This is a genomic window from Pseudohongiella sp. O18 (genome assembly GCF_021729085.1).
GTDB lineage: Bacteria > Pseudomonadota > Gammaproteobacteria > Pseudomonadales > Pseudohongiellaceae > Pseudohongiella.
The window spans coordinates 699407-725033 of sequence record NZ_JAJSAR010000001.1 but is presented as its reverse complement, the minus strand read 5'-3'; the positions used below and the strand labels follow the sequence as shown (position 1 = coordinate 725033).

13 protein-coding genes are annotated in these 25627 nt (G+C 55.9%); 8 read left to right on the top strand and 5 right to left on the bottom strand.

What is annotated here, in order from left to right; all coding sequences use genetic code 11:
* The first annotated feature begins 302 nt into the window (after window positions 1-302).
* Window positions 303-1913 carry a glucan biosynthesis protein gene (locus LVD14_RS03235; RefSeq protein ID WP_237132593.1) on the top strand — a complete coding sequence of 537 codons (1611 nt, stop codon included), beginning with the start codon at window positions 303-305 and terminating at the stop codon, window positions 1911-1913.
* Window positions 1901-4018 carry a glucans biosynthesis glucosyltransferase MdoH gene (gene mdoH / locus LVD14_RS03230; RefSeq protein ID WP_237132592.1) on the top strand — a complete coding sequence of 706 codons (2118 nt, stop codon included), beginning with the start codon at window positions 1901-1903 and terminating at the stop codon, window positions 4016-4018. Before LVD14_RS03235 ends, mdoH begins: the two co-directional genes overlap by 13 nt.
* A gap of 48 nt (window positions 4019-4066) precedes the next feature.
* Here mdoH and LVD14_RS03225 read toward each other — a convergent pair whose 3' ends face one another.
* Window positions 4067-5254, bottom strand: coding sequence for an acyl-CoA dehydrogenase (locus LVD14_RS03225; protein ID WP_237132591.1), 1188 nt, complete (start codon window positions 5252-5254; stop codon window positions 4067-4069).
* A 135-nt stretch (window positions 5255-5389) separates the two neighbouring features.
* Between LVD14_RS03225 and uvrD the strand changes: the two genes are divergently transcribed.
* Both uvrD and LVD14_RS03215 read left to right on the top strand, forming a co-directional pair.
* Window positions 5390-7606, top strand: a complete 2217-nt coding sequence (uvrD, locus tag LVD14_RS03220; protein ID WP_237132590.1) for a DNA helicase II — start codon at window positions 5390-5392, stop codon at window positions 7604-7606.
* A 116-nt stretch (window positions 7607-7722) separates the two neighbouring features.
* Window positions 7723-9066: an L-cystine transporter gene (locus tag LVD14_RS03215; protein ID WP_237132589.1), complete on the top strand. Its 1344-nt coding sequence runs from the start codon at window positions 7723-7725 to the stop codon at window positions 9064-9066.
* A gap of 77 nt (window positions 9067-9143) precedes the next feature.
* On the opposite strand, the gene LVD14_RS03210 is transcribed toward LVD14_RS03215, so the two are convergent.
* Together LVD14_RS03210 and LVD14_RS03205 are read right to left on the bottom strand one after the other, a co-directional pair.
* The gene (locus tag LVD14_RS03210) at window positions 9144-9539 is read right to left on the bottom strand and encodes an acyl-CoA thioesterase (protein ID WP_237133405.1); all 396 of its coding nucleotides are present in this window, start codon (window positions 9537-9539) and stop codon (window positions 9144-9146) included.
* Between the two features lie 46 nt (window positions 9540-9585).
* On the bottom strand, window positions 9586-9951 hold the full coding sequence (locus LVD14_RS03205) for a hypothetical protein (protein ID WP_237132588.1): 366 nt from the start codon (window positions 9949-9951) through the stop codon (window positions 9586-9588).
* A 61-nt stretch (window positions 9952-10012) separates the two neighbouring features.
* On the opposite strand from LVD14_RS03205, the gene LVD14_RS03200 reads away from it, so the two are divergent.
* Genes LVD14_RS03200 through LVD14_RS03190 form a run of 3 tightly spaced genes read left to right on the top strand, consistent with a single transcriptional unit; the run spans window position 10013 to window position 12134 of the window.
* Window positions 10013-10504: a DUF4265 domain-containing protein gene (locus tag LVD14_RS03200; RefSeq protein WP_237132587.1), complete on the top strand. Its 492-nt coding sequence runs from the start codon at window positions 10013-10015 to the stop codon at window positions 10502-10504.
* A gap of 21 nt (window positions 10505-10525) precedes the next feature.
* Window positions 10526-11299, top strand: a complete 774-nt coding sequence (gene yaaA / locus LVD14_RS03195) for a peroxide stress protein YaaA (RefSeq protein ID WP_237132586.1) — start codon at window positions 10526-10528, stop codon at window positions 11297-11299.
* 1 nt (window position 11300) lies between these two features.
* On the top strand, window positions 11301-12134 hold the full coding sequence (locus LVD14_RS03190; RefSeq protein ID WP_237132585.1) for a response regulator: 834 nt from the start codon (window positions 11301-11303) through the stop codon (window positions 12132-12134).
* On the opposite strand, the gene LVD14_RS03185 is transcribed toward LVD14_RS03190, so the two are convergent.
* Complete coding sequence (locus LVD14_RS03185) at window positions 12102-13262, bottom strand: GNAT family N-acetyltransferase (RefSeq protein WP_237132584.1); 1161 nt, start codon at window positions 13260-13262, stop codon at window positions 12102-12104. The two genes, LVD14_RS03190 and LVD14_RS03185, sit on opposite strands and share 33 nt — an antisense overlap.
* 59 nt (window positions 13263-13321) lie before the next feature.
* On the opposite strand from LVD14_RS03185, the gene LVD14_RS03180 reads away from it, so the two are divergent.
* A complete protein-coding gene (locus tag LVD14_RS03180) occupies window positions 13322-14203 on the top strand; it encodes an SIS domain-containing protein (RefSeq protein WP_237132583.1) in 882 nt (293 codons plus the stop codon).
* A 98-nt stretch (window positions 14204-14301) separates the two neighbouring features.
* Here the strand turns inward: LVD14_RS03180 and LVD14_RS03175 are convergent, their stop codons facing one another.
* Window positions 14302-25620, bottom strand: coding sequence for a hypothetical protein (locus LVD14_RS03175; protein WP_237132582.1), 11319 nt, complete (start codon window positions 25618-25620; stop codon window positions 14302-14304).
* Between the last annotated feature and the right edge of the window lie 7 nt (window positions 25621-25627).

The following is a 25627-nucleotide window of genomic DNA, read 5'->3' as shown; positions in this document are numbered from 1 at the left end:
GGGACTTACGCGCGGAACTTACCGGCTGTATGATGGTCGCAACTATGACTGTGGGTTAAAAGGTACACAATGACTGATCCAGCCACCATGGCTGGGACTGAATTGGTCAAAGGATCGTTGCCGAAAGGTATGCGGTGTGCCCTGCAGTTGTGCATGGATGATGTCGATCAGTACTGATCGATCGCTCCCAGCCCCAGTGTATACGCCTGCCTTCCAAACATCCAATGATCCCGATAGCGATTTAAACAGTATCTACAGTACTGGTCTGTCTTGAGGATTCAGGGAAATTTTGAGGAAAGTAAATGGTTATCAGAAAGTCCCCCGCTTACGCCATATTGACCGCGCTCATTTGTACGGTCGTTCTGGTTTTTGCAGCGCCGGTACTGACGCAGTCACAGCCGTCAGGAGCCACCAGCCCGACCGGCACTGCCGCCAGCACCGCCTCGGCAGAACCAGAGCGTCTTACACATCGATTCAGTCGCCAGTGGCTGCTTGAACACGCACGATCACTGGCTGAGCAGCCTTTCGAACTGCCGGCACTTGATGAGGACAATCCACTTAACGAACTCGACTATGACGAGTATCGACGCATTTCTTTCGATCCGTATGCGGCTATCTGGGCACGACAGGATAGGAATTTTACGCTCGATCTTTTCCACCCGGGTTTTTTGTACACCACCCCCGTCAATATCAATCTGGTAGTGGGCGGTGTATCGCGTCAGGTGCTCTACACCACCGACATATTCCGGTATGAGGAAGGCATCAGCGACGTACAGAACTTTGACGCTCAGGGTTACTCGGGTTTCCGCGTATATCACCCGATCAATACACCCGATCGCTTCGAGGAGTTCCTGGTTTTCCAGGGTGCCAGCTACTTTCGGGGCACGGCCAAGGACCAGTTCTATGGGCTTTCAGCGCGCGGCATGGCGATCAATACCGCCCGCCCGGAAGGTGAGGAGTTCCCTTATTTCACGGATTTCTGGATAGAGCGGCCGGAGGTGGGTGCTGAGAAGATTGTGATCCACGCTCTGCTCGACAGCCCATCAACCACCGGTGCCTTCCGATTTGATATACGGCCGGGCGATTCGACCGTCATGGACGTAGAGGCCTCTCTCTTCCCCCGTGAGGAAATGACGCACTACGGCATCGCACCGCTGACCTCCATGTTCATGTTTGACGACACCAACCGCAGTCGCTATGACGATTACCGCCGGGCGGTGCATGATTCCGACGGGCTGCAGATCATGATGCAGAACGGCGAGCAGATATGGCGCCCGCTGGCCAACCCGCGGCGCCTGCAGTCTTCATCGTTTGTATCCTCCGCATCGTCCTCTCTCAAAGGCTTTGGATTGATGCAGCGTCACAATCAGTTCGAAGATTTTAACGACAGCGAAGCTCGCTATGACAAGCGCACCTCGCTGTGGATAGAGCCATTGGAAAACTGGGGCGTTGGTGAGGTGGTTCTGGTTGAGATTCCCACACCGCAGGAAGTTCACGACAACATCGTGGCTTACTGGCAGCCCGAAGACAGTCTGCAACCCGGCAACCAGTATGATTACCGGTATCGCATGCACTGGGGCCCGGTTGGCCCGTATGAGCTGGAGGTGGGGCGGATTACCGACACCAGCCGCGGTCAGTCGATAAATGGCGATGACATGGTATTTGTAATCGACTACGCAGGTGGTGACACGATTCCCAATGTCATCACGGATTCCGACGCCGTCGAGATACGTGTCACGAATAGCGCCGGTACCCTGATCGACACAAGTGGTACGCTGGTCCAGGCGACGGGTCAGTATCGCGCCTTTATCAGGATCGACCCGGGCCGTGCCGATCTGATGGAATTACGCGTGACTCTGCACGTCAATGATAAACAGTGGGGCGAAACCTGGATATATAGATGGACTCAATAAGGGAAATTGTTGGCGCCACACCCCAGCCGGCGCCGCTGGACATGCCAGCGCAGAATCTGAAGGTTGCTCCGCAGGTTCAATTTCGCTGGCAGTCTCTGGCAACCTTTCTGGCCAGACTGATCACGTTTCCTGGGGCGTTGGCGCTAACCGCCTACGCCGGCTACCAGATGTATCTGATTATCTCGGTCAGCGATGTGACCCGACTGCAGTGGTTGTTACTGGTCCTGTACCTGCTGACCTTTGGCTGGATCGCATTGGCTGCAACCGGCGCCATAGCCGGACTGTTTTTTGGCCACCCCAAGGCCGCTGCCAGTTCAGGCGCCCAGCCGCGTGGCAAGACCGCTTTGCTGATGCCAGTCTACAACGAAGATCCTGCCGCCACCTGCTCCGCATTATTGGCCATGGCTGAAGCATTGATCACCAGACAGCAACAACACTGGTTTGAGATTTTCATTATTTCTGATTCCACCGACCCGGATGTGTGGGTCAAAGAAACGGCTGCGGTGGACATGCTGCGCGAGCGCCTTCAAGGGCGCATTTCGGTCTGGTATCGGCGCCGCTACATGAACACAGCGCGCAAGGCCGGTAATGTGCAGGATTTCGTGACCCGCTGGGGGGCTCGGTACGACTATATGATCGTGCTTGACGCAGACAGCCTGATTGCAGCCGACACCCTGACTTTCATGGTCAGGGAAATGGATGCGGATCCTGGCTGTGGGATTTTGCAGACCTTGCCACGACTCTACGCCGGCAAGACGCTGTTCGCCCGTCTGCAGCAATTTGCTGGCACGCTGTACGGACCCGTCGTCGCGCATGGTATGACCGCCTGGCAGGGTGATGACGGTAATTACTGGGGCCACAATGCCATTATTCGTGTCTCTGCCTTCGCCAGTGCGGCAGGACTGCCCGTCATGTCCGGGCCACGACCATTTGGTGGTCATATCATGTCACACGATTTCGTGGAGGCAGCGCTGATTCGCCGAGCGGGCTGGTCAGTTCGCATGATGCCGGCACAGACAGGTTCCTGGGAGGAAAGCCCGCCTACCCTGCTGGATTCTGCGGTGCGGGACAGACGCTGGGCTCAGGGGAATATCCAGCATCTGGGCGTGATTCCGACACGAGGCATGCGCTGGCCCAATCGCATGCACATGTTGATCGGCGTGATGAGCTATATCGCATCGCCGCTATGGCTGGCCATGATGACAGTGGGCCTATTGATCAGTGCACAGATTGCAACCCAGGGCTTTGAATACTTCACTGACGACTTTCAGCTATTCCCCCACTGGCCAGTATTTGACTCACAGCGCATGATCATGCTGTTTGTGTTCACCATGTCGGTGCTGCTGTTACCCAAGTTACTGGGATACCTGGCTGGCCTGTTCCGGCGCGATGTTCGCAGTGCCATGGGGCCCATCCGGCTGACACTGAGTGCGGCACTTGAGCTGTTCTTTTCGATACTTTTTGCGCCCATATTTATGATGATTCACAGCCGCCAGGTCTGGGAAATAATTCGTGGCAAGGATTCGGGCTGGTCAACTCAGCAGCGCGATACCCATGGCACCGACTGGGGCCTGCTGTTCAAGCACCACTGGTTTCACACCCTGGTCGGCATTAGCGTGCTGGCAGGCCTGGTGTTGCTGCAAAACCCGCTACTTTACTGGATGCTGCCAATTATTACTGGCCTGGTACTGTCGATCCCTCTGTCAGCGCTCAGCGGCAGCAAAAGCTTTGCGCGAATGCTGGCCTGGCTGGGGCTGCTGCGGATTCCTGAAGAGGTGTCCTCTGCGCCGGAAATTAACGACCGTGATCGCTACCGGGAAGAGTTCCAGAATGTGGTGGATGCCGTGGACGTTCCGCTGCTGTTAACGGACAGCGAAAAGGCGTCCCGCCATTTCAATCTGGCCGGAGAGCGTCCGGTCAAACGCCGCGGAGATCCGGACATGGATGCCGCCGGCGCCAGGCTCAAACTCAGTGATGCTGCGGATGTATCGGAGGTTCTGGCTTGGATGAATCGCCGGGAAAAAATGGCGCTGCTTAACGACACTGCGTTATTCGGTCTGCTGGCAAAGCTGGCTCAGCAAGGCAGCAATGAGGGTGTTGCTTAGTGAGCCCGGAGGGATTCAGCAGGCCAAAGCCCTCCGACTCATTCAAGCTTAGAAGAACGCCTGGATGCCTGTCTGGGCACGGCCCAGAATCAGAGCGTGAATATCCTGAGTGCCTTCGTAGGTATTGACCACTTCCAGGTTCTGCATGTGGCGCATGACCGGATATTCATCAGAGATACCATTGCCGCCCAGCATGTCGCGCGCTTCTCGTGCCACGTCCAGCGCCTTCAGACATGAATTGCGCTTAAGCAGAGAAATCAGCGGAATACCCAGTTTGCCTTCGTCCTTCAGACGAGTGGCCTGCAGGCAGCCCAGCAGTGCCAGCGAAATCTCCGTCTGCATTACAGCCAGCTTTTTCTGGATCAGCTGATTGGCAGCCAATGGTCGACCGAACTGCTTGCGATCCATGACGTAGTCATGAGCCGCGTGCCAGCAGGTCTCTGCAGCACCCAGGGCACCCCAGGCGATACCCAGACGCGCAGAGTTCAGACAGCTGAACGGACCTTTCAGGCCTTCAACGTGAGGCAGCATGTTCTCTTCCGGCACAAACACTTCGTCCATGACGATTTCACCGGTGATGGACGCACGCAGCGCCAGCTTGCCTTCAATCTTGGGTGCTGACAGGCCGGCCATGCCCTTGTCCAGGATGAAACCCTTGATCACGCCATCATCATTCTTGGCCCAGACGATGAACACATCGGCGATGGGTGAGTTGGAAATCCAGTTTTTGGCGCCACTGAGTTTGTAGCCACCCTCGACTGTGCGGGCGCGAGTCACCATGCCACCCGGATCGGATCCGTGGTCCGGCTCGGTCAGACCAAAACAGCCGATGAACTCGCCGCTTGCCAGTTTGGGCAGATACTTCTGCTTCTGCTCTTCGCTGCCGAAAGCGTGGATCGGGTGCATGACCAGCGAGGACTGTACGCTGAACATTGAGCGGTAGCCTGAGTCGACGCGCTCCACTTCACGAGCCACCAGACCATAGCTCACATAGTTGGTGCCGGTGCAACCGTAGCCGTCCAGTGCTGGGCCCAGCAGGCCCAGTGCGCCCATCTCGCGGAAAATTTCAGGATCAGTCTGCTCATTGCGATACGCGTCACGCACCCTCGGCAGCAGTTTTTCCTGACAGTACTGACGCGCGGTATCACGAATCATGCGCTCTTCTTCGGTCAGCATCTGTTCCAGCAAAAACGGATCTTTCCAGTCAAACGGTGCGTTGTCTGATTTTGCAGACATAATCTACTCCTGATTCAGCTAGCTAAATGGGTGTCTTTTATCGAGCAAAGGATCGGTATTTTATCAGCAAGGCGTAGTGGGCAAAAGGATAAATATCACAGCCATGCTTTAATCAGGCTGCTACAATAAGCGGTTATGGACGTATCCCACTTACTAGATTCCTTGAACGACGAGCAACGCCGGGCTGTCTCCGCTCCCCCTGGCAGTATGCTGGTACTGGCTGGCGCCGGCAGCGGCAAGACCCGCGTGCTGGTCCATCGCATCGCCTGGCTGATGCAGGTGGAGGGCGTATCGCCTTTTGGCATTCTCGCCGTTACATTTACCAACAAGGCCGCCCGCGAAATGCGCAGCCGTATCGAAGAGCTGTTGGAGCGCCCGATCGGCGGCATGTGGGTCGGCACTTTTCATGGCCTGGCGCACCGGCTGCTGCGCCAACACTGGCGTGAAGCCAATCTGCCTGAGAACTTCCAGATCCTGGACAGTGATGACCAGCTTCGGCTGATAAAGCGTCTGAGCAAGGCGCTGGGCATTAACGAGGACAAATGGCCCCCGCGCCAGGTGCAGTGGTACATCAACGCACAGAAAGACGAAGGTCTGCGCGCCGCCAACATAGAACACTATGGTGACGAGTTCACCCGCACCATGCTCACGGTTTATACCGCCTATGAAGAGGCCTGTCAGCGCGGAGGCATGGTGGACTTTGCTGAAATCCTGCTTCGCGCCCACGAGCTGTGGCTGAACAATCCCGGCCTGCTGGACCACTATCAGCGCCGCTTCAGCCATATTCTGGTCGATGAGTTCCAGGACACTAACGCCGTGCAGTACGCCTGGCTGCGAGTGCTGGCCGGCGGCAATAATCACCTGATGGTGGTTGGCGACGATGATCAGTCGATTTACGGCTGGCGCGGTGCCCGCATCGAAAACATCCAGCAGTTCAACAAGGATTTTACCGGCGCTGACATCATCCGGCTGGAGCGCAACTACCGCTCGACTTCCACCATCCTCAAGGCAGCCAACCACCTGATTGCCAACAACCAGGGCCGGCTGGGCAAAGAGCTGTGGACGGAGGACCGCGAAGGCGAAGCCATTTCGCTTTACGAGGCGTTCAACGAGCAAGACGAAGCCAGATTCATTGTGGATCGGCTGCAGGACTGGCTGAACACCGGACATCGCCTCAGTGATGCAGCAGTCCTGTACCGCTCCAACGCCCAGTCCCGCGAGCTGGAAGAAGCCCTGCTGCGGGTATCCATGCCCTATCGCATCTATGGCGGCCAGCGCTTTTACGACCGGCTGGAAATCCGCAACGCGCTGGCCTATCTGCGCCTGACGGTTAATCGTCATGACGATACTGCCATGGAGCGTGTCATCAATGTACCGACGCGCGGCATTGGTGCGCGTACGCTGGACAGCCTGCGGGAACTGGCGCGCAATGACGGGTCGTCCCTATGGCAGGCCTGTCAGCGCAGTCTCGACCATAAACTGTTGCCTGCTCGTGCGGCGGCAGCCGTGCAGGCATTCATGCGTTTGATTGATGACATGGATGAAAACTGTCATCCGCTGGAACTGGGCGAAAAAGTCGCTCATGTCATCAAGCAGAGCGGCCTGATTGAACATCACCAGAAAGAAGGCGGTGATAAAGCCCAGGGTCGACTGGAAAACCTGGACGAACTGATCAGTGCCACACGCAGCTTTGCCGAAGACTGGCAGGCGCAAAGTTCCGGGCTCGACGAGAGTGATGACCCACTGGCGCTGACCAGCGACGTACTTGCCTCGTTCCTGGATCAGGCGGCGCTGGACGCTGGCGAGGCGCAGGCTTCAGAATCAGACGATGCCGTGCAGATGATGACTCTGCACAGCGCCAAAGGCCTGGAGTTCCCGCTGGTGTTTCTCGCCGGTATGGAAGAAGGCCTGTTCCCGCACAAAATGTCGATGGAAAACCTGACCGGCGTGGAGGAAGAACGCCGGCTCTGCTACGTCGGCATCACCCGCGCCATGGAAAAGCTGTATCTGACCTGCGCTGAATCGCGGCGAATGCACGGGGATGTCAACATCTGCCGGCCATCCCGGTTTATCCGCGAATTGCCGCAGGAATTGATTGAGCCGGTACGGATGAAAACCACCATCCAGCGCCCGGCAGTCGCGCCACGGGCCTCATCGAGCAGTCTTTACGGCGGTGCCGCGGTGCCTCAGACCAACATCACCCTGGGCCAGCGTGTGCGTCACGGCAAGTTTGGCGAAGGCGTGGTCCTGAATTACGAGGGCAGTGGCAATAATGCACGCGTCCAGGTGAATTTCACCGAAGTAGGCAGCAAGTGGCTGGTACTTGCCTACGCGCGTCTTGAACCTATTTGATGATGGCAACGCACTCAGTTGCCTTCGTCTCTGGCAAAATGTTTGCTAGGGCAGTAGCTTACGCGCTATAAGAGTGGAACAAAAACAAGTGGGACAATAATAACGGGAGATCCTCCATGTCCATGTTAAACGTGCTCGGTATCATCATCTTCGTGGCCCTGCTGTACGCCCTGTACAAACTGCGCCGACCCGATACCAGTCTTGCCAAACAGGTCTTCATAGCGCTTGCCATGGGTGTGGTGTTTGGTCTGTTCCTGCAGATCATTCATGGCGGCAATATCGATGAAATCCGTCCCACACTCACCTGGACGGATCTGCCTGGCGATATATATGTCGCATTGCTGCGCATGATTATCATCCCGCTGGTGCTTGTCACCATGATTGCGGCAGTGGTGCGTCTGCATGAGGTAGCCGCACTGGGTAAAATTGGCGGTTCAGTCATTGGTATTCTGGTCTTCACCACGATGATTGCCGCGATTGTCGGTATCGTGGTCACCAACCTGTTCGGACTGACCGCTGAGGGCATGGTCGGTGGTGCGCGCGAGGCGGCGCGGGTGGAATTCCTGGAGTCACGGGCCCCCATGGTGGAAGGCCTGACTTTCGCCCAGGTCATCGTCAATTTCATCCCTACCAACATCTTCCGTGACCTGACCGAAGCACGCAGTACATCCATTATTGCCGTAGTTATCTTCGGCATGCTGTTTGGTCTGGCGGCACTGCTGGTCAGCCGCGAGAAGCCCGAATACAGCGATCGCATCAAGGGTGGTACGGAAACCATTCAGGCCATTGTGATGCGTCTGGTGAAGATGATCATGGGTCTGACACCTTATGGCATCCTGTCGCTGGTGACCTATGTGGTAGCGGGCTCCAATGGCAGCGACATCCTGAATCTGATTGGTTTTGTTGTGGCGTCTTACATTGCACTGGGCATCATGTTCGGCGTGCATGGATTGCTGCTCAGCCTGACGGGTAATAATCCGGCCGAGTTCTACCGCAAGATCTGGCCGGTGCTGACCTTTGCATTCGCCACGCGCAGTTCCGCAGCTACCATTCCGTTGAATATCCGCACGCAGGTAGATGAGCTGAAGGTACCACCGTCGATTGCCAGTCTGTCCGCATCGTTTGGCGCCACCATTGGCCAGAATGGCTGTGCCGGCATCTACCCGGCCATGCTTGCTGTGATGGCCGCTCCGACGGTCGGCATCAACCCGATGGACATTGGCTTTATTCTGTCACTGATCGGCATTATCACTATCAGTTCGTTTGGTGTCGCCGGTGTTGGTGGCGGTGCAACATTTGCCGCACTGATCGTGTTGCCAGCCATGGGTCTGCCGGTTGAGCTGGCCGCACTGCTGATTTCAATTGAACCGCTGATAGATATGGGCCGCACTGCACTGAATGTCAGTGGCGCCATGACCAGCGGTAAAATCACCAGCACATTTATCAAGGAAGGCGTTTAAGCCTACGGTAAAGGCGACGGAGGACCCAAAGGGCCTGAAGGATTTACGAAGGTAAATACCTCTGGGCCCTTTACCAACTACTGGTTGGGCGGCGTAATGCGGCGTGTGCGGCCATTGTCATCGATGGCCACAAAAATGAACAATCCCTCTGCCACCTTGCGCTGTGCTTCCTGAGTCAGCGAGTTCGATATCCACACTTCAATGTTGATGTGCATCGAGCTACGGCCAATCTCCAGCACCTCGGCATAACAGCTGACCACCGAACCGACGCTGACAGGCGCCAGAAACTCCACATTTTTGATCGCAACCGTAGCAGATCGGCCACGGGTCACCTGTTTGGTGGCAATCCCCGCGGCAAGGTCCATCTGCGAGACCAGCCAGCCACCGAATATGTCGCCATTGGCGTTGGTATCCCTCGGCATGGCCAGGGTCTGCAGGGCAAGTTCCCCTGCCGGAACGGGATCTTTATCCATATCGTCGTCGATCAGGCCCACGTTGTACTCCTGTTATTGGTTTTGTTCAGGGCCCTCTAAACCAGGCCATCAGCAGCTGAAAACTGACTACCAGCAAGGCCAGACTGATTATTAGCATGAACCAGGCAAGCAAATGAAAAAGGAACCTGGCCAGTTTGCGGCGTATTTTGCCTGTCCAGCCCAGATTTTGATAGTCATTCAGGGGAACATTGGTAAATACAGTTATCGTCGAGGCACAGAGCAGCAGCCAGAGTGTCAGGACAATTATCGGTATCAGCCACTGATCCTGCACCGGCATCGGAGCCCATACCAGCACCCAGGCGCATACTGCCAACATCGCGGCCAGCGCCACAAAGGCGGGGCCTTTAAACCAGCGACTGCGCTGTACGATCCTTTCAAACAGTACCAGCATGGTAGCTCACGCGTTACAATGGCGTTTTTGTTCAGACATATTTCAGGCACCAGGGCATAACATGAGCCAGACGCAACAGCTCCCGGTAATCGCAGGCTATAACGATAATAATGACCCTGTGGTGGAACAGGTCTCAGCTATTGCTGTCGAGGGACACCCCGATCAGTTCCGGCTGGAGAAGTCGCCTGTTTTCGTTCGCGGACTCGCTTCCGGTGATCTAATCCGTTATCCGGCCGATAACACAGGTGGATACGAATTACTTGAACACAGCGGTAATCTGAGTATCCGTGTTTTCAGTAAGCATAACATAGCGGAGCTGGATCAGGCCCTGACACCTGAGATTGAGCTCATTGATGGTACCCGCGACGTCTGCAGTCCGGGCGTGCTGATTTACAGTGTGCATGTGTCGATTGGCTTCAAGAAGATTGAAGAAGTCATTACAGCCGTGCTGAAGCGCTTTCCGGAAAGTGTCTGGTACTATGGCAATGTTTACGACCCTGAGGATGGCCAGACGCCACTGAACTGGTGGCAGGATCTCGCCAGCTCAGTGTAGTGGTCGCAATAGAGGCTTTATATGTTATTGGTTTTATCACCAGCAAAATCTCTCGATTTTGAGTCAACCACACCTAAACTGACGGTGACTCAACCCGAGTTTCTGGATGCGTCGGCCAAACTGGTGAAAACGCTGCGCAAGTATTCACCTGATGATCTGTCAAAATTGATGCACATCAGCCCAAAGCTGGGCGAACTGAATTTTCAGCGCAATCTTAACTGGCAACTTCCGTTTAACGAAGACAACGCACGACCGGCCATTTTCGCCTTCACGGGTGATGTGTACATTGGGCTGGACGTACAGTCACTCAACAAACGCGATCTGACATTCGCGCAGAATCATGTCCGTATCCTGTCAGGTCTTTACGGCCTGCTCCGGCCGCTTGATCTGATGCAGCCTTATCGTCTGGAAATGGGTACCGCGCTCAAGCATGGAAAATTCGAGTCTTTGTATCAATTCTGGGGTGACACACTGACAGAGCACCTGAACTCTCTTTTGGCCGAACAGAAAAACCCGTTCCTGCTCAATCTGGCCTCGAATGAATACTTTAAGTCGGTCAGCCCCAAAAAGCTGTGCGCTCCTGTTGTCAGCCCGGTTTTTAAAGATTACAAAAATGGTCAGTACAAAATAATCAGCTTCTACGCCAAGAAGGCTCGCGGCATGATGGCTTCATGGGTAATAAAAAATCGGGTACGGAGCAGGTCAGCTCTACTGGACTTTGATGTGGCAGGTTACCGATACAGTGAAAAGGACTCCAGTGAAAAGTCACCCGTCTTTTTGAGAAAGCAGGCCTGATATGAAGATCCGCATTCTGCTTTGCGACGACGCCAGTTTCATCCGGGACCTGATAAAGCGGACCATTCGCAAATATCTTCCACAATGCGAAATCATGGAAGCGTCGGATGGGCGAAAAGCACAATCCATTCTGGCCAGGCAACCCGTCGACCTGATTCTCAGCGACTGGGAAATGCCGGGCATGAGTGGTGAGGAGCTGTTGCAATGGGTACGTGCAGAGGAGAAGCTGGCATCTATTCCTTTCATAATGATCACCAGCCTGGGCGGCAAAGACAATATCATGCGCGCGGTACAGGCTGGTGTCTCTGACTATCTTGGCAAGCCTTTCACACCCGAAGAGCTGTTACAGAAAGTCCGCAAGTCTCTGGTTCGCTCAGGCAAGCTGCCAAAACCAAACGCCGAACCCAGCCAAAGTGGTAAATCTGGCCCCTTCAGTTCTGTTGAGATTCTCAGCGGCAAAGACCCGCTGGCCGGAGGCTCGGCGGCGGCGCTGACCAGTGGCAAACCAGAGAAGCCTCGCATCAAGGGTACCGGTATAATTCACTGGCGTGACCAGGAGCTTCGATGCATGATAAAAGCTATCAGTATCGACGAAGCATTGATGGTAACCAAACGAGCCGATGTACATCCAGGTGTGTTTGAGTCACTGACGCTGACACTGTCTCCTGGCAATCAGGCAGCAGGCAGCATCACCGGACTAAAAGCCTACGTACACAGTTGCGCAGCGGTTGAAAAAAGGCCCGACTCGGAGTTCGTCAATCTTCTGGTGCGCTTTGTTGACCCGGACAATGAGCAGCGTAAATTACTTGGTGAACTGATCGTCGACGGTCAGTGATTTTTTGAACGGAAGATACGTTTCAGCAGAGTCGATAAACTCCGTGACGTGGAGCGACTCTTGCTGACAATAGTCGGCGATTGCGTGTCTGAATGCCGGATCTTCTATCCAGTGATATGACAGCGTGCGCACCGGTTCAAACCCACGGCGTAGTTTGTGTTCACCCTGGGCTCCCGCGTCGAAAAGTGTCAGCCCCTTTTCAATACAGAACTCAATGCCCTGGTAGTAACATGTTTCGAAATGCAGATTGTGAAAATCTGCCTCACAACCCCAATAGCGTCCAAACAGTGAGTGCTCATCGTAAAGGAATAGCGCGCCAGCGACGTATCGATCACGGTGTTTCACCATGATGAGCAGGACATTCTCGGGCATCTGACTGGCAAGACGAGAGAAGAAGTCGCGCGTCAGATAACCGTGCTGACCCCGAATCTGGTAGGTATTCTGATAAAAGCGATAAAAAATATCCCAGGTGTGCTGATCAATATCGGTGCCGTGAATTCGGTGAAAACTCAATCCCTGATCATTGATGGACAGACGCTCTTTGCGCAGATTCTTTCGTTTGCGCGAACTGAACTGGGCGAGAAAATCGTCAAATGAATCATAACCTCGATTATGCCAATGGTACTGACAACCCTCACGCCGGATGAGGCCAGTCTGATCAAGCCCATCTGCATCATCAGGGTGTGGAAACAGCAGATGCCAGGAACTGAACTCGCCTTGCTGTGTATACCCTCTTATCGTATCCACAAGCAACGGCAATACTTTGCTTTGTACTTGTGCATCCTTCACCAGCAGGCGAGAGCCCTGGCTGGGTGTGAACGGGATTGCCGTCAACAGTTTCGGGTAGTATGGCTTGCCGTAACGACGATAGGCATCGGCCCAGGACCAGTCGAATACATATTCGCCGTAAGAGTGGTGCTTGACGTACAGGGGCATCGCTGCAATCAATTCATCATGGTCGTGCACCGTGACATGATAAGGTTGCCAGCCGGTAGAGCGTGCCACTGAGTCACTGGCCTCCAGCGCCGCCAGAAATTCATGCCTCAGGAATGGACCAGCACCCCCAGCCAATGCATTCCATGATGTAGCGCTGATGTCCTGCATGCGCTGTCCCAGACGAACTCGCACTGTCTTGGCAACCCCCTTCCTGCTATAGTTTCTCACTGCAGTGTAACAGGAAGGCAGCGGTGGACGCCCAGAATCTGATCACAAAAATCAAGGATAGACGCGAATCTCTGCGCAAGTCAGAACGCAAGGTGGCGGATTTTGTCGTGGATAATGCGGCCGCGGTGCTGACCATGCGTATCATGGATGTTGCCGCGCACGCAGATGTCAGCGAGCCGACGGTGGTCCGCTTTTGTCGGGCGCTGGACTTTGATGGGTTCCAGTCCTTCAAGTTACAACTGGCCCAGCATCTTGGTGCGAACAGCAGCTATTCGCAGTTCTCGGTTGATGATTCGGATACCGTTGCTGACCTGAGCCATAAGGTGTTTGACTCCACGATTGGCTCCCTGATCGCAGTCCGCGACGAGCTGGACCCAGCCGCGCTGGAAGCGGCCATCATTGCCATCAATCAGGCCAAGCGTGTCGAATTCTACGGCTTTGGCGCCTCCGGCTCAGTGGCATCAGATGCGCAGCACAAGTTCTTCAGGCTGCAACTGTCCAGTGCGGCGTACACAGACCCACATATTCAGCATATGTCCGCTCTGTCATTAAGCGAAAGCGATGTGATTGTCGCGATATCTCAGTCTGGCCGAACCAAAGCCCTGATTCAGAGTGTGGAGCTGGCCCTGGAAGCCGGGGCCACGGTCATCGGCCTGGCACCCCAGGACACACCATTGATCAAGCTGTGCACCATACCGATTTTTGTGAATATGGAAGAGGACCTGCAGGTGTTTACGCCGGTATCATCCCGGATAGCCCACCTGCTGGTGATTGATGTGTTGGCGATGGGTGTGGCCCGTCTGCGAAAAGACCTGTTGAAGGATTATCTGAAACGCATCAACAAGAGCCTGAAGGCGCTGCGAACACAGAAGCCCGGCGTTGGTGGCGGGCCAGATCTGCTGTAGACCACACAGTCAGGAGGCGGGCCATCCCTGGCCCATTATTCGTCCCTGCCGCATTTCCCTGCTATCTGGCATCCATGCCAAGACTCATTTCAAGGTACTCAAGGCGCCACATGGTAGAGGTGCTGAGCCCCGGCTGCCGTGTAGAACACGACGTCACCACGTCCATCTCCGTTCAAGTCCCTGAACTCGAAAGCAACACCGCGTGCATCCTTGTTCGTTGCCAGGAACTGCTGCTGCGCACTGCTCAGCTTGCTGACAAAGTAACCAGGTTTGTATACCCCAACATTCGGGATAGTAATGATGCCGGTGTTACGGTCTGTCGTCAGCGTCAATCCGTAATCTGTGACAGAGCGATAGAACACAGGATCATGGACAAACGGTACAATTTTCTGTGTGACGCCATTGCTGCACTTCACACCGAAGGCGTATCCGGCTGAGTTGGGTTCCCCGGCCGGATCTGTCAGCGTACTGGCGCCACAGCTTCCAGAAGTATTGGCCAGATTGTCGTACGCAAACACGCCAACGAAGGTATCGTTTGCACCCAGCGTGACATGAACGGCTCCTCGTTCGCGCAGATTCATCTCATAGCCAGCGCCTTCGACAAGGCTTGTAAACCCGACCAGATCGACCGCAATCGGCGCCAGCTCCATGGCGACACCATTGGCCACGATCAATGCCCGACCATCGCGCATGAAAGACAGACCCTCTGGCACGCTGGATGAGACGATGCGGGTATTGACCACAGCTGCAGAGTAAGTTTCTCCAGGCGCCTTGATCATTAGAGTACCCGTCAGTGCATCAACCGTTAGCTCGATACCACCGGTGTTCAATGCCATGACGATCCGTCCATCCTCAGTAACCAGTGCCTGTGAACCACCCGTCAGGAACTGCACGAGGGCCGACAACAGAACTTCGCTGGCCGTAGAGCCGGCTACAGTGACCCCATCAGGGTTGGATACCGCCGTCAGCACATTGGTCAGGCGCTCACTGGCAGCTGTATCCAGCCCCCTGCTTGCCAGCTCTTGTTGAACAGCAGTGTTGTCTGTCTGGATTCGCGACTTGACCGCCACAGACGCGTCGATGGCGAATTCGAGGGCCTGTGGATTGGTGCGCAAGAGATTTCCAACCTGCACCGGATCTTCAACGTTGATTCCAGGAGCAATCGACGAAATACCTGTTTTGACAGCCTTGGTGACAAGAGCTTCCGCCTGAGCGACCAATTCTGTCGTCAAGGTACCACCAGCAGCCGATGCCGCATTGATGACCGCACTGGTCGCTGCAACCATCGACACCAGCTCGTCGTTGGTGCTGCCAGCACGAATCAGGTTACTGGAGTTGCTTACCGTTGATGAAGCCAGTGACTGAACTGTTGCGCGCTGCTCAGCAGTGATGCTCTGAGTACGTGTACTAAGAGCATTAAGTACCGTCGCAACACTATTGATCGAGCTGGTTGCCGCCGTGTTGGATACAGTGCCACCACCCGCTGACACCGCCGCAGAGGCAGTCAACGTACGAGACATGGTGTTCAGGGCATTGAGCGCCAGATTTACACCTTCTGTGCCAGCTGGCAGGGCCGTTGTTACTTGCTGTGCCAGCGTGTTAGTACGCTCAAGTGCACTACCCACCTGACTGACCACTTCCTGGCTCACCGGCTGGCCTGGCTGGACGACAACAGACTCGATAACCTGCAGATCGTTATCCAGATTATTGATCTCATCAGCAACCTGCTCAGGCGTAGGGGTCGGTGCAGGCGTACCGCCACCACCCGTTGTTGGCGGGGGCGTAACTGGTGGCTCGATTACTACAGCGATACTAAAGCTTCGCGCAGTCGCATCAGTATCAACGCCACCATTGGCAGTCCCTCCGTTGTCCTGCACCTGGTAAGTGAAGGCGACCAGGAATGGGCTGACAAGTTCGGCTGGCGGTTCGTAGCTCAAATCCGTTAACTCGGTCGCGGGGATGACTTGCCCGGACGTGACAGGATTGCCTGCCAGCAACAGTGATCCCGCGTTTGGCAGCCCAACAATTCTCACTGCCAGCAGAGTATTCGCAGGACTGTCATCAGGATCGCTGAAACCGAAATCAGCCTCCGAGAAAGTAACTGCGCTGATTGCGTTGAGTGTGACATTGTTTCCTGAACCAAGCGGCGCATCGTTAACCGGGGTTACGTTCACTTGAATCGTGTTGGGGTTTGGATCAAGATCGATGCTGCCATCGCGGCCAGTGATCAAATCCAGTCCGTTATCACGTACCTGGAATGTGAACGTCGCGTAGCTATCACCTGACGCATTGGGCGCAGGTCTGAAGGCCAGTTGAGACAAGTTCGTCACATCAATTTCCTGGCCTTCTGTGATGGCGGTGCCGTTCAGCGTCAGATTGCCGGCGGTGGGCAAACTGCTGATCCGCACAGAGATGAAGGCATTCTCATCCTCGTCAGAGAATCCAAAGTCATTCGAACTGAAGGCATACACCTGATCCTCATTCAAGGTGATCGTTGCGTCTGTTCCAGCTGGCGCCACGTAGGGAAGTATCAGCTCTGTATCAAAGCTTATGGTGTAAGGTCCGGTCACCCCATCGGCATTGCCGATCACATACATGATGTAGTTGGCGGGACCTTCCAGCTCATAGCTGGCCGCTGTGTTGGCCGCCGCAGGCCGTGCCTCCACATTCTGCAGATTCGAGAAGTTGGTACCCTGCCACTTCGACAACAGGATCGGATAACCCGCCTGCAGGGTCACCGTGATTTGCTCGTTCTCTGCTACCGCAAAGCTGTAAGCATCAAGATAGCGCTGCTGCTCTGCAGTGGCGGCAAACAGATCCATCGCATCGGTGTTGCTCAGCTCGCCATTGATGGTGCCCTGCGGCACCAGGCGGGTCGGACCGAACTGCGGATTGCTCTGGATATCACTGATCGGCAGCGCGGCGCTGAGAGTCAGCGTGTAGCTGCCCACCGGTGGCAGCAGACCATCAGCCTGCACGCTGCTGGCGAATACCCAGTACTGGCCCGCTGGCAACAGATACTCGGTGTAGACATTGAATACGCCATTCACTGGTGCGGTGTTTAGCCGCGTGCCGAATATCCGGGATTGATCCTCCGCCGCCATGACACCAGTCAGTGGTGCGAAGCCCTGACTGCTCTGCTGCACACGGAACAGTGTGGTCTCTTCCAGTTCCAGCAGGTACCGATCGGTCATCCGGCCGTTGCGGTAGCAGTCCGTCAATCGGTCCAGGGTGCCGTTGACGCTGTCACCGAGGTAGATGGTCGGCACATTGCCGCACGCGGTTTCATTGCCGACCAGCGGTGTGATGGCCAGCTGGTAGCTGCCCCTATCCGCCCCGCTTTGTGAATCTGGTCCAAGCTGACCCAGCACGTTGATCTGGTAGGAGCCTGCTCCGTTGATCGTGTAGCTGGTATTGCCACCGGCACTGACCTCATTGGCCTGCAGGATCTGACCGTTACGCCAGACTGCCAGACGGGCATTGAAGCTCGCCTGCAGATCGACCTGCACCGGCAGAGCGCCTTCGGGCACAACCAGTTGATACGAGTCTCGCTCGGGGAAGCCGTTCGCCTCGCCAAACTGGCTGCCGTCGATACAGTCGCCCTCACCCACCTCACCTTCAATCATCAGCGGGCCGCCGAGCACCAGACGGGTGTCGCCTGCCGTACATCCGCCGGTCTGCATCTGATCGATCGGCAAGGCCTGACTCAGGTTAAGGGTGTAGTTACCCTCGATGGCCTCATCCAGCGCAGTGAAGCGACTGGAGGCAAACAGCCAGTACTGGCCAGGGGCCAGGTACATCTCAAGGGTGGTTGTATCGGTGATACCAACGCGATTGCCGAGCATCACGTCTGTATTAAAGGCGCGGTACAGACCAATCATTGGCATAAAGCCATCGGTCTGCATCTGAGCGCGCAACAGTGTCGGCTCGCTTATGTTCAACACATAACGATCGGAGAGGCGACTCAGGTTGAAGCAGTCGGTGTCGCTGTTCAGTGAGCCATTGGCCGAGCCACCCAGTGCGATACCTGGCAGGTTCTGTGTACAGGCCTGCCCGTCGCCAAAGACTGGCGTCTCAACAAAGCGGATGGTGTAGGCGCCGGTCTCGGTCGGGTTGTTGTTGGTGGTATACGGGGCAAAGCGGTGCCAGCCACTGCTGGTCGCTGTAACCGTCACACCGTGTTTGGTGTTGGCCGGCGTAAACGGCGAGCTCGCAATAAAGCCAGACTGGTTGAAGCTGAGGATCTGTGAGGCAATCTCCGCTTCCATGGTAACCGTGACCGATTCACCTTCTTCCAGCCACAATGCATAGGAGTCAAACAGACGATCCGGATCTCCAAACTCGTCCAGGCAGTCGTCGCTGCCGATCGCACCGCTGAGCTCAACGCCCTTGCTCACCCAGGTGTTGTTGAAGTCACGGCAGTCACTCTGCAGCTCGTTGACCCGTGTGGTCTGCAGCCAGTAGGCCCCAGTAGCCGGCACGTTCTGTGGCTGGTAGGTACCACCGTGCATGTACAGCACATACTCACCCGGTGGCAGGGCCACTTCAAACGTCAGTCCATTCTGCTGGATCTGGGTATCAACAATATCCAGCCCTTCATAGCTGTCGCTGTCCAGAACACCGACGTGCGGGTAGAAGTAATCAGAGTAGGCATCAACACGCAGCAACGTGGTGCCGGTTTCCCCACTCAGATCCAGACTGAAGAAGTCAGCCATGATGTTGTCTTCTTCAAAGTAGCAGTCGGTGAACGGGGTCAGTTCGCCCGTGACGCGCTGGCCTACGGTCAGCGCAGCCTGGTTGTCGCAGGCTGCAGGACTGCCCAGCGCCAGACCAGTCAGCCCAGGATTCGCCCACAGGTTCACGACGCCCAGATCCAGTACAGCTGGCGGTACTGCGCCGCTGAGCTGGTTGCTGCGTAGGTTAATCGACGTCGCATTACTGAGATTAGCCAGTTGCGCCGGAATCTCTCCAGTGAAGGCGTTATAGGACAGATCCAGATCCTGCAGATTCACCAAATCACCGAGGAAGGCCGGTAGTGATCCACTAAGCGAGCCGTTGCTACCCAGATTCAGGTACCGCAGCTCAATCAGATTTGCCCACTCGGTCGGGATCGAACCGCTGAACTGGTTACCCCACAGAAACAGGTTGGTCAGATTGCCTGCACTGCCAAGGCTGGTGGGCAATCCACCACTGTAGTCGTTACCTCCCAGGTCCAGCCCGCTCAGCTGAGTCAGGGCCGCGAAAGTCTCAGCATCAGGGAAGGAGCCGCTGAGGTTATTTTCCCTCAGTGTGAGGAACTGTAGTGATGTCGTATTCCACAACGCACCGGGCAATTCACCGGTCAGATTGTTGTTGGGCAGTTCCAGACCGATCAGCACACCCTGCTGATTACAGTGCACACCGAACCAGTCGCAGGGGGCAACCTCCGTGCTCAGCCAGTTGGTATTGTTGGTCCAAGTGGCGCCATTAGTTGCGTCATAAACAGCCTGCAGTACCGCGCGAGTCGCGGCCGCAGTTGTGCTGCCATCATCAAAGCTTATGGTGTAAGGTCCGGTCACCCCATCGGCATTGCCGATCACATACATGATGTAGTTGGCGGGACCTTCAAGCTCATAGCTGACCGCTGTGTTGGCCGCCGCAGGCTGAGCCTCCACATACTGCAGGTTGGAGAAGTTGGTACCCTGCCACTTCGACAGCAGGATCGGATAACCCGCCTGCAGTGTCACCGTGATGCGCTCGTTCTCTGCTACCGCAAAGCTGTAGGCATCCAGGTAGCGTTGCTGCTCTGCTGTGGCGGCAAACAGATCCATCGCATCGGTGTTGCTCAGCGTACCCTCGATGGTGCCCTGCGGCACCAGTCGGGTCGGACCGAACTGCGGATTGCTCTGGATGTCACTGATCGGCAGCGCCAGGCTGAGGTTCAGCGTGTAGCTGCCCACCGGGGGCATCAGGCCATCGGTCTGGACGCTGCTGGCGAATACCCAGTACTGGCCGGCCGGCAACAGGTACTCGGTGTAGACATTGAATACGCCATTCACTGGTGCGGTGTTTAGCCGCGTGCCGAATATGCGCGACTGATCCTCTGCCGCCATGACACCTGTCAGCGGCGCAAAGCCCTGACTGCTCTGCTGCACACGGAACAGTGTGGTCTCTTCCAGTTCCAGCAGATAACGGTCAACCATCCGACCGTTGCGGTAGCAATCCGTCAGTCGATCCAGGGTGCTGTTAATGCTGTCACTCAGGTTGATAGTCGGGACGTTGCTACACGCTGCCTCATTACCTATCAGCGGTGTGATGGCCAGCTGGTAGCTGCCCCTATCCGCCCCGCTTTGTGAATCTGGTCCAAGCTGGCCCAGCACGTTGATCTGGTAGGAGCCCGCTCCGTTAATCGTATAGCTGGCCTGACCCTGCTCATCGACGGTCGGGGTAGCCAGAGGCTGACCGTTACGCCAGACCGCCAGACGGGCATTGAAGCTCGCCTGCAGATCGACCTGCACCGGCAGAGCGCCTTCGGGCACAACCAGTTGATACGAGTCTCTCTCGGGGAAGCCGGCCTGTTCACCGAACTGGCTGCTGTCGATACAGTCACCCTCACCCACCTGGCCGTCTATCACCAGCGGGCCGCCAAGCACCAGACGGGTATCACCGGCCGTACAGCCGCCGGTCTGCATCTGATCGATGGGCAAGGCCTGACTGAGGTTCAGGGTGTAGTTACCCTCGATTGCTGTGTCCAGTGCCGTGAAGCGACTGGAGGCAAACAGCCAGTACTGGCCAGGGGCCAGGAACATCTCAAGAGTTACAGTGTTGTTTACAGCAACTCGACTGCCAAGCAGCATGGATGAGTCCCATGCGCGAGTGATGCCAAGCATCGGCATGTAGCCGGTAGTTTCATCTGTTTGCACTTCCGCTCTCAAAAGCGTCGGCTCACTGATGTTCAGGCGGTAGTAATCACGCAGGCGACCAAACTCGAAACAGTCCGTATCGTTGTTCAGAGCTCCACTGACATTACCTCCCAGCGCCAGGTCAGGAATGTTTGTCGAACAGGCCTGAGCATTCCCAAACACCGGTGGCTCAATAAAGCGGATGGTGTAGGCACCGGTCTCGGTCGGGTTGTTGTTGGTGGTGTACGGGGCGAAGCGGTGCCAGCCACTGCTGGTCGCTGTAACCGTCACACCGTGTTTGATGTTAGCCGGGCCGAAGGACGCCGTGATAAACCCAGCTTCATTGAAGCTGAGGATCTGGGTATCGATGTCGGCTTCCAGCGCTACGGTCACTGACTCGCCCTGCTCCAGCCAAATGGCATAGGAGTCAAACAGGCGGTGTGGCTCATTAAAGTCATCCAGGCAGTCGTCGCTGCTGATTGAACCACCAAGCTCAACACCCTTGGTCACCCAGGTGTTGTTGAACTCACGACAGCCGACCTGCAGCTCATTGATGGCCGTGACACTTAAGGAGTACGAACCGGTTGCAGGAACATTGGCATTCTTGTCGCCGGTATACTCTCCACCGTGGAAGTAGATAGTGTACTCACCCGGGGCCAGCGCAGCCTCGAAGGCAAAAGGTGGCTCACCGACCTGACGTTCCACAATATCACGATCGCCCAGACCTTCTGCCCCGATGATGCCCATGTGTGGCCAGAAGAACTGCGAGTCACCTTCGATGCGAACCAGCGTGGTGCCTTGCGCGGCACTGAGGTCAAGCTGATAGAAATCAGCCATCACATTCTCGCTTTCCACATAGCAGTCAGTGAACGGAGACAGCTCACCAGCGACCGAACCGCCCACCACTAACTGATCGTCCACCGCACAGGCAGCCGGATCACCTTTAGCCAGGTTCAGCGCAATATTGCCCCACAGATTGACGATGCCTGTATCCAGCACCGCCTGAGGGACATCGCCACTGAGCAGGTTATTACGCAAATTGATGCTTTGCGCGTTGGTCAGATTGGCAAGCGAAGCCGGCACCTGTCCTGTCAGCAGGTTATAAGACAGATCCAGGTGGGTCAGGTTGACCAGATTGCCCAGCGAAGCCGGAACAGCTCCTTCAAGGCGGTTATCCCATAACCAAAGGCCTGTCAGGCTGGTTAACGAGCCCAGCTCTGATGGCAGTGTTCCCACCAGGTTGTTGCCGCCCAGATCAATCTGGGTCACGACTCCGTTCTGACAACTGATACCGTGCCAGCTACACTCGGTACCCGCAGCTCCGAGCCATCCAGCATTGTTGGTCCAGTTGGCGCCACCGGTTGCATTGTACAGGGCAAGCAGAGCGTCGTACTGCGCAGTAGTACCTACACCTGAAGCAAAACTCAGCGTGTATGAGCCTGTCACTGCCTCCGCATTACCCAATATGTACAGTAGATAGTTGGCAGGGCCCGTAAGCACTTTGCTGGCAGAGACATTCGCGGCATCTATCTGAATATCGGTTTCGTCCAGTGTCAATTCAGAGAAAGACGTACCGGCCCACTTTACAAATCGGTAAAGGAAGCTGGCGTCAAGCGTCGCCGTAATGGTTTCTCCCGCCGGTACTGCAAAACTGTAACCATCAATGTAGCGCGTCACACCATCCTGAATAACAGGGTCGACAGAGTCTGTGTTAGTAAGCGCCGCTTCGACACTCCCTTCAGGAATCAACCTGGTTGGTCCGTACAATGAGTTAGTCTGCAGGTCGCTCATTGGCAATGCGGCACTGATCTGCAACGTATAGCTGCCAGCCGGAGGTATCAGTGCATCGGTAAATCGACTGCTGGCAAAAACCTGATACTGGCCCGCCGGCAGCAGGTATTCAGTGTAGACATTGGTCTGCGCCAAACGACTTCCCAACAGACGGCTGCCGTCTGCATTGTAAATACCGGTAAACGGTGCAAACTGATTGTTGATCTGTGAGACCCGGAACAATGTGGTTTCAGTCAAGGTCAGTGAATAGCGGTCAATCAGTCGACCATTCTGGAAACAATCGTCGTTTCGGTCCAGCAAGCCATCCGTGCTGCTGTCCAGGGATATACTGGACAGTGTGCTGCATGCCTGCGCATCTCCCACCTGTGGTGTCAGCGTCAGTGAATATGTGCCGCGGTCAGCGCCACTTTGAGAGTTCGGCCCCTGCTGGCCAAGCACGTAGATCTGATACGAGCCAGCGGTAGTCAACGATTGCTGAGTGCTCTGTCCGGCTGCGACGTCCCAGAACTGAACAAACTGGCCAGCGCGCCAGACACTCAAGCGCGCGGGGAAAGCAGCTTCAAGATTCATTTGAATCTCGGGTGCGCCTTCTGGTAATACCAGCTGGTAACCATCGTATTCTGGACTGCCAGCTTCAATACCGACAGTAGAGTTACTGTCCTGGCAGTCGCCTGCTGCAACCTCGCCGGTCAGCGCAGTGGTACCATCAATCACGAGACGGGTATTGCCACCCGCACAGCCGGTGGTCTGCATCTGGGACAACGGCAGAGCAGCGCCGACATTCAGTGAATAGGTGCCTTGTGGTGCGGTGTCCAGCACCTGCTGTGCACTGCTGACGAACAGCCAGTACTGACCCGGCGCAAGGAAGAGTTCGAGACTGACACTGGTGCTCGCGCTGGAGCGATTGCCCAGCAGGAGATCAGCGTTGCCCGCTCTAAACAGCCCGATGAGCGGGTTAAAACCATCCGTTGTCACATCCATCCGAAACAGTGTCGACTCACTCAGCGTCAGAACATATCTGTCACTCAGCCGATTGAAGTGCAAACAGTCGGTCTCACTGTTCAGTGAGCCGTTGGCCGAACCACCCAGTGCAATGCCCGGCAGGTTCTGCGTACAGGCCTGCGTGTCGCCAAAGACTGGCGTTTCAATGAAACGAATGGTGTAGGCGCCGGTCTCGGTCGGGTTGTTGTTGGTAGTGTATGGCGCAAAGCGGTGCCAGCCGCGATCGGTCGCGGTGACCGTCAGCCCGTGTTTTACGCCAGCGGCGGTGTTTGGTGTTCCCGCAATAAACGCAGAATCACTGAAGCTGAGGAGCTGGGTGGCAATCTCAGCCTCCAGCGTCACGGTTACTGAGTCGCCTTGCTCCAGCCAGATGGCGTAGGAGTCGAACAGACGATCCGGATCACCGAATTCATCCAGGCAGTCGTCGCTGCTGATTGAACCACCAAGCTCAACACCCTTGGTCACCCAGGTGTTGTTGAAATCAAGACATCCTGACTGAAGCTCGTTAGTCAGTGTTGCCTCCAGCCAGTAGGTGCCAGTTGCCGCTACATTCTGTGGCTGGTAAGTGCCACCATGGATGTACAGCACATACTGCCCCGGTGGCAGCGCTACCTCAAATGACAGGCCATTTTGCTGGACCTGGGTATCCACGATATCCAGACCTTCGTAACTGTTGCTGTCCAGCACACCTACGTGTGGGTAGTAGTGATCGGAATAGGCCTGTACGTTGAGCAAGGTCGTGCCTGATTCGCCACTCAGATCCAGACTGAAGAAGTCCGCCACGATGTTGTCTTCTTCGAAGTAGCAGTCAGTAAATGGGGTCAGCTCACCATTTGCTCGCACGCCTACTGTCAGAGCCGTCTGGTTATCACAGGCGGCCTCACTGCCCAGCGTCAGGCCGGTCAGCTGAGGGTTGGCCCACAGATTGATCACATCCAGTTTATCCAGGATGGCCTGGGGCACCGCGCCGCTGAGCTGGTTACTGCGAAGGTTGATCGAGGTCGCATTGCCCAGATTTGCCAGCTCGGCCGGGACCGCGCCAGTGAAGGCGTTGTAGGCCAGGTCCAGTTGTACCAGATTGCTCAGGCTGCCCAGGAAGGTCGGGATTGACCCACTGAGGGTGTTGTTGCCACCCACCGACAGGTTCTCCAACAATGTCAGGTTGGCCCACTCTGCCGGAATCGATCCGCTGAACTGGTTACCCCACAGGAACAGATTACGCAGGTTGCTGGCACTGCCGACACCGGCCGGCAGAGAACCAGTGTAATCATTGCCCCCCAGATCCAGGCTGCCCAGTTGGGTCAGGGCTGCAAAGGTTTGCGCATCGGGCAGTGCGCCGGAGAGATTGTTGCTGTGCAGGCTCAGGAACTGCAGCGTTGAGGCGCTCCACAGCGCTGCCGGCAACTCACCGGTCAGGCTGTTGTTGGCCAGATTCAGGCCTGTCAGAGCACCTTGCTGGTCACACTGCACACCAAACCAGTCACACTCGGTGCCCGCTTCACCCAGCCAGCCGGTGTTGTTGGACCAGTTGGCGCCGCCGGTGGCGTTGTACAGTGCCTCAAGGACGGCCCGTGTGTCAGACTGTGCAGCCGCGTTACCAATTTGGCCCAAGCCCAGAAAAAGGCTGATTGCCAGGACCGCCATTGCAGAGATGCGTTTGTCATCACTTCGGCGCCGGTCGTTCGTGGCCTCACCAGAAACTGACTGCAATTGTGCTGATTGAAGGGCTGCTGTTATTGTCATGACACAG

Coding starts and splice junctions, on each gene's coding strand:
- LVD14_RS03235 (WP_237132593.1), top strand. CDS start 303: ATGGTTATCAGAAAGTCCCCCGCTTACGCCATATTGACCGCGCTCATT.
- mdoH (WP_237132592.1), top strand. CDS start 1,901: ATGGACTCAATAAGGGAAATTGTTGGCGCCACACCCCAGCCGGCGCCG.
- LVD14_RS03225 (WP_237132591.1), bottom strand. CDS start 5,254: ATGTCTGCAAAATCAGACAACGCACCGTTTGACTGGAAAGATCCGTTT.
- uvrD (WP_237132590.1), top strand. CDS start 5,390: ATGGACGTATCCCACTTACTAGATTCCTTGAACGACGAGCAACGCCGG.
- LVD14_RS03215 (WP_237132589.1), top strand. CDS start 7,723: ATGTCCATGTTAAACGTGCTCGGTATCATCATCTTCGTGGCCCTGCTG.
- LVD14_RS03210 (WP_237133405.1), bottom strand. CDS start 9,539: ATGGATAAAGATCCCGTTCCGGCAGGGGAACTTGCCCTGCAGACCCTG.
- LVD14_RS03205 (WP_237132588.1), bottom strand. CDS start 9,951: ATGCTGGTACTGTTTGAAAGGATCGTACAGCGCAGTCGCTGGTTTAAA.
- LVD14_RS03200 (WP_237132587.1), top strand. CDS start 10,013: ATGAGCCAGACGCAACAGCTCCCGGTAATCGCAGGCTATAACGATAAT.
- yaaA (WP_237132586.1), top strand. CDS start 10,526: ATGTTATTGGTTTTATCACCAGCAAAATCTCTCGATTTTGAGTCAACC.
- LVD14_RS03190 (WP_237132585.1), top strand. CDS start 11,301: ATGAAGATCCGCATTCTGCTTTGCGACGACGCCAGTTTCATCCGGGAC.
- LVD14_RS03175 (WP_237132582.1), bottom strand. CDS start 25,620: ATGACAATAACAGCAGCCCTTCAATCAGCACAATTGCAGTCAGTTTCT.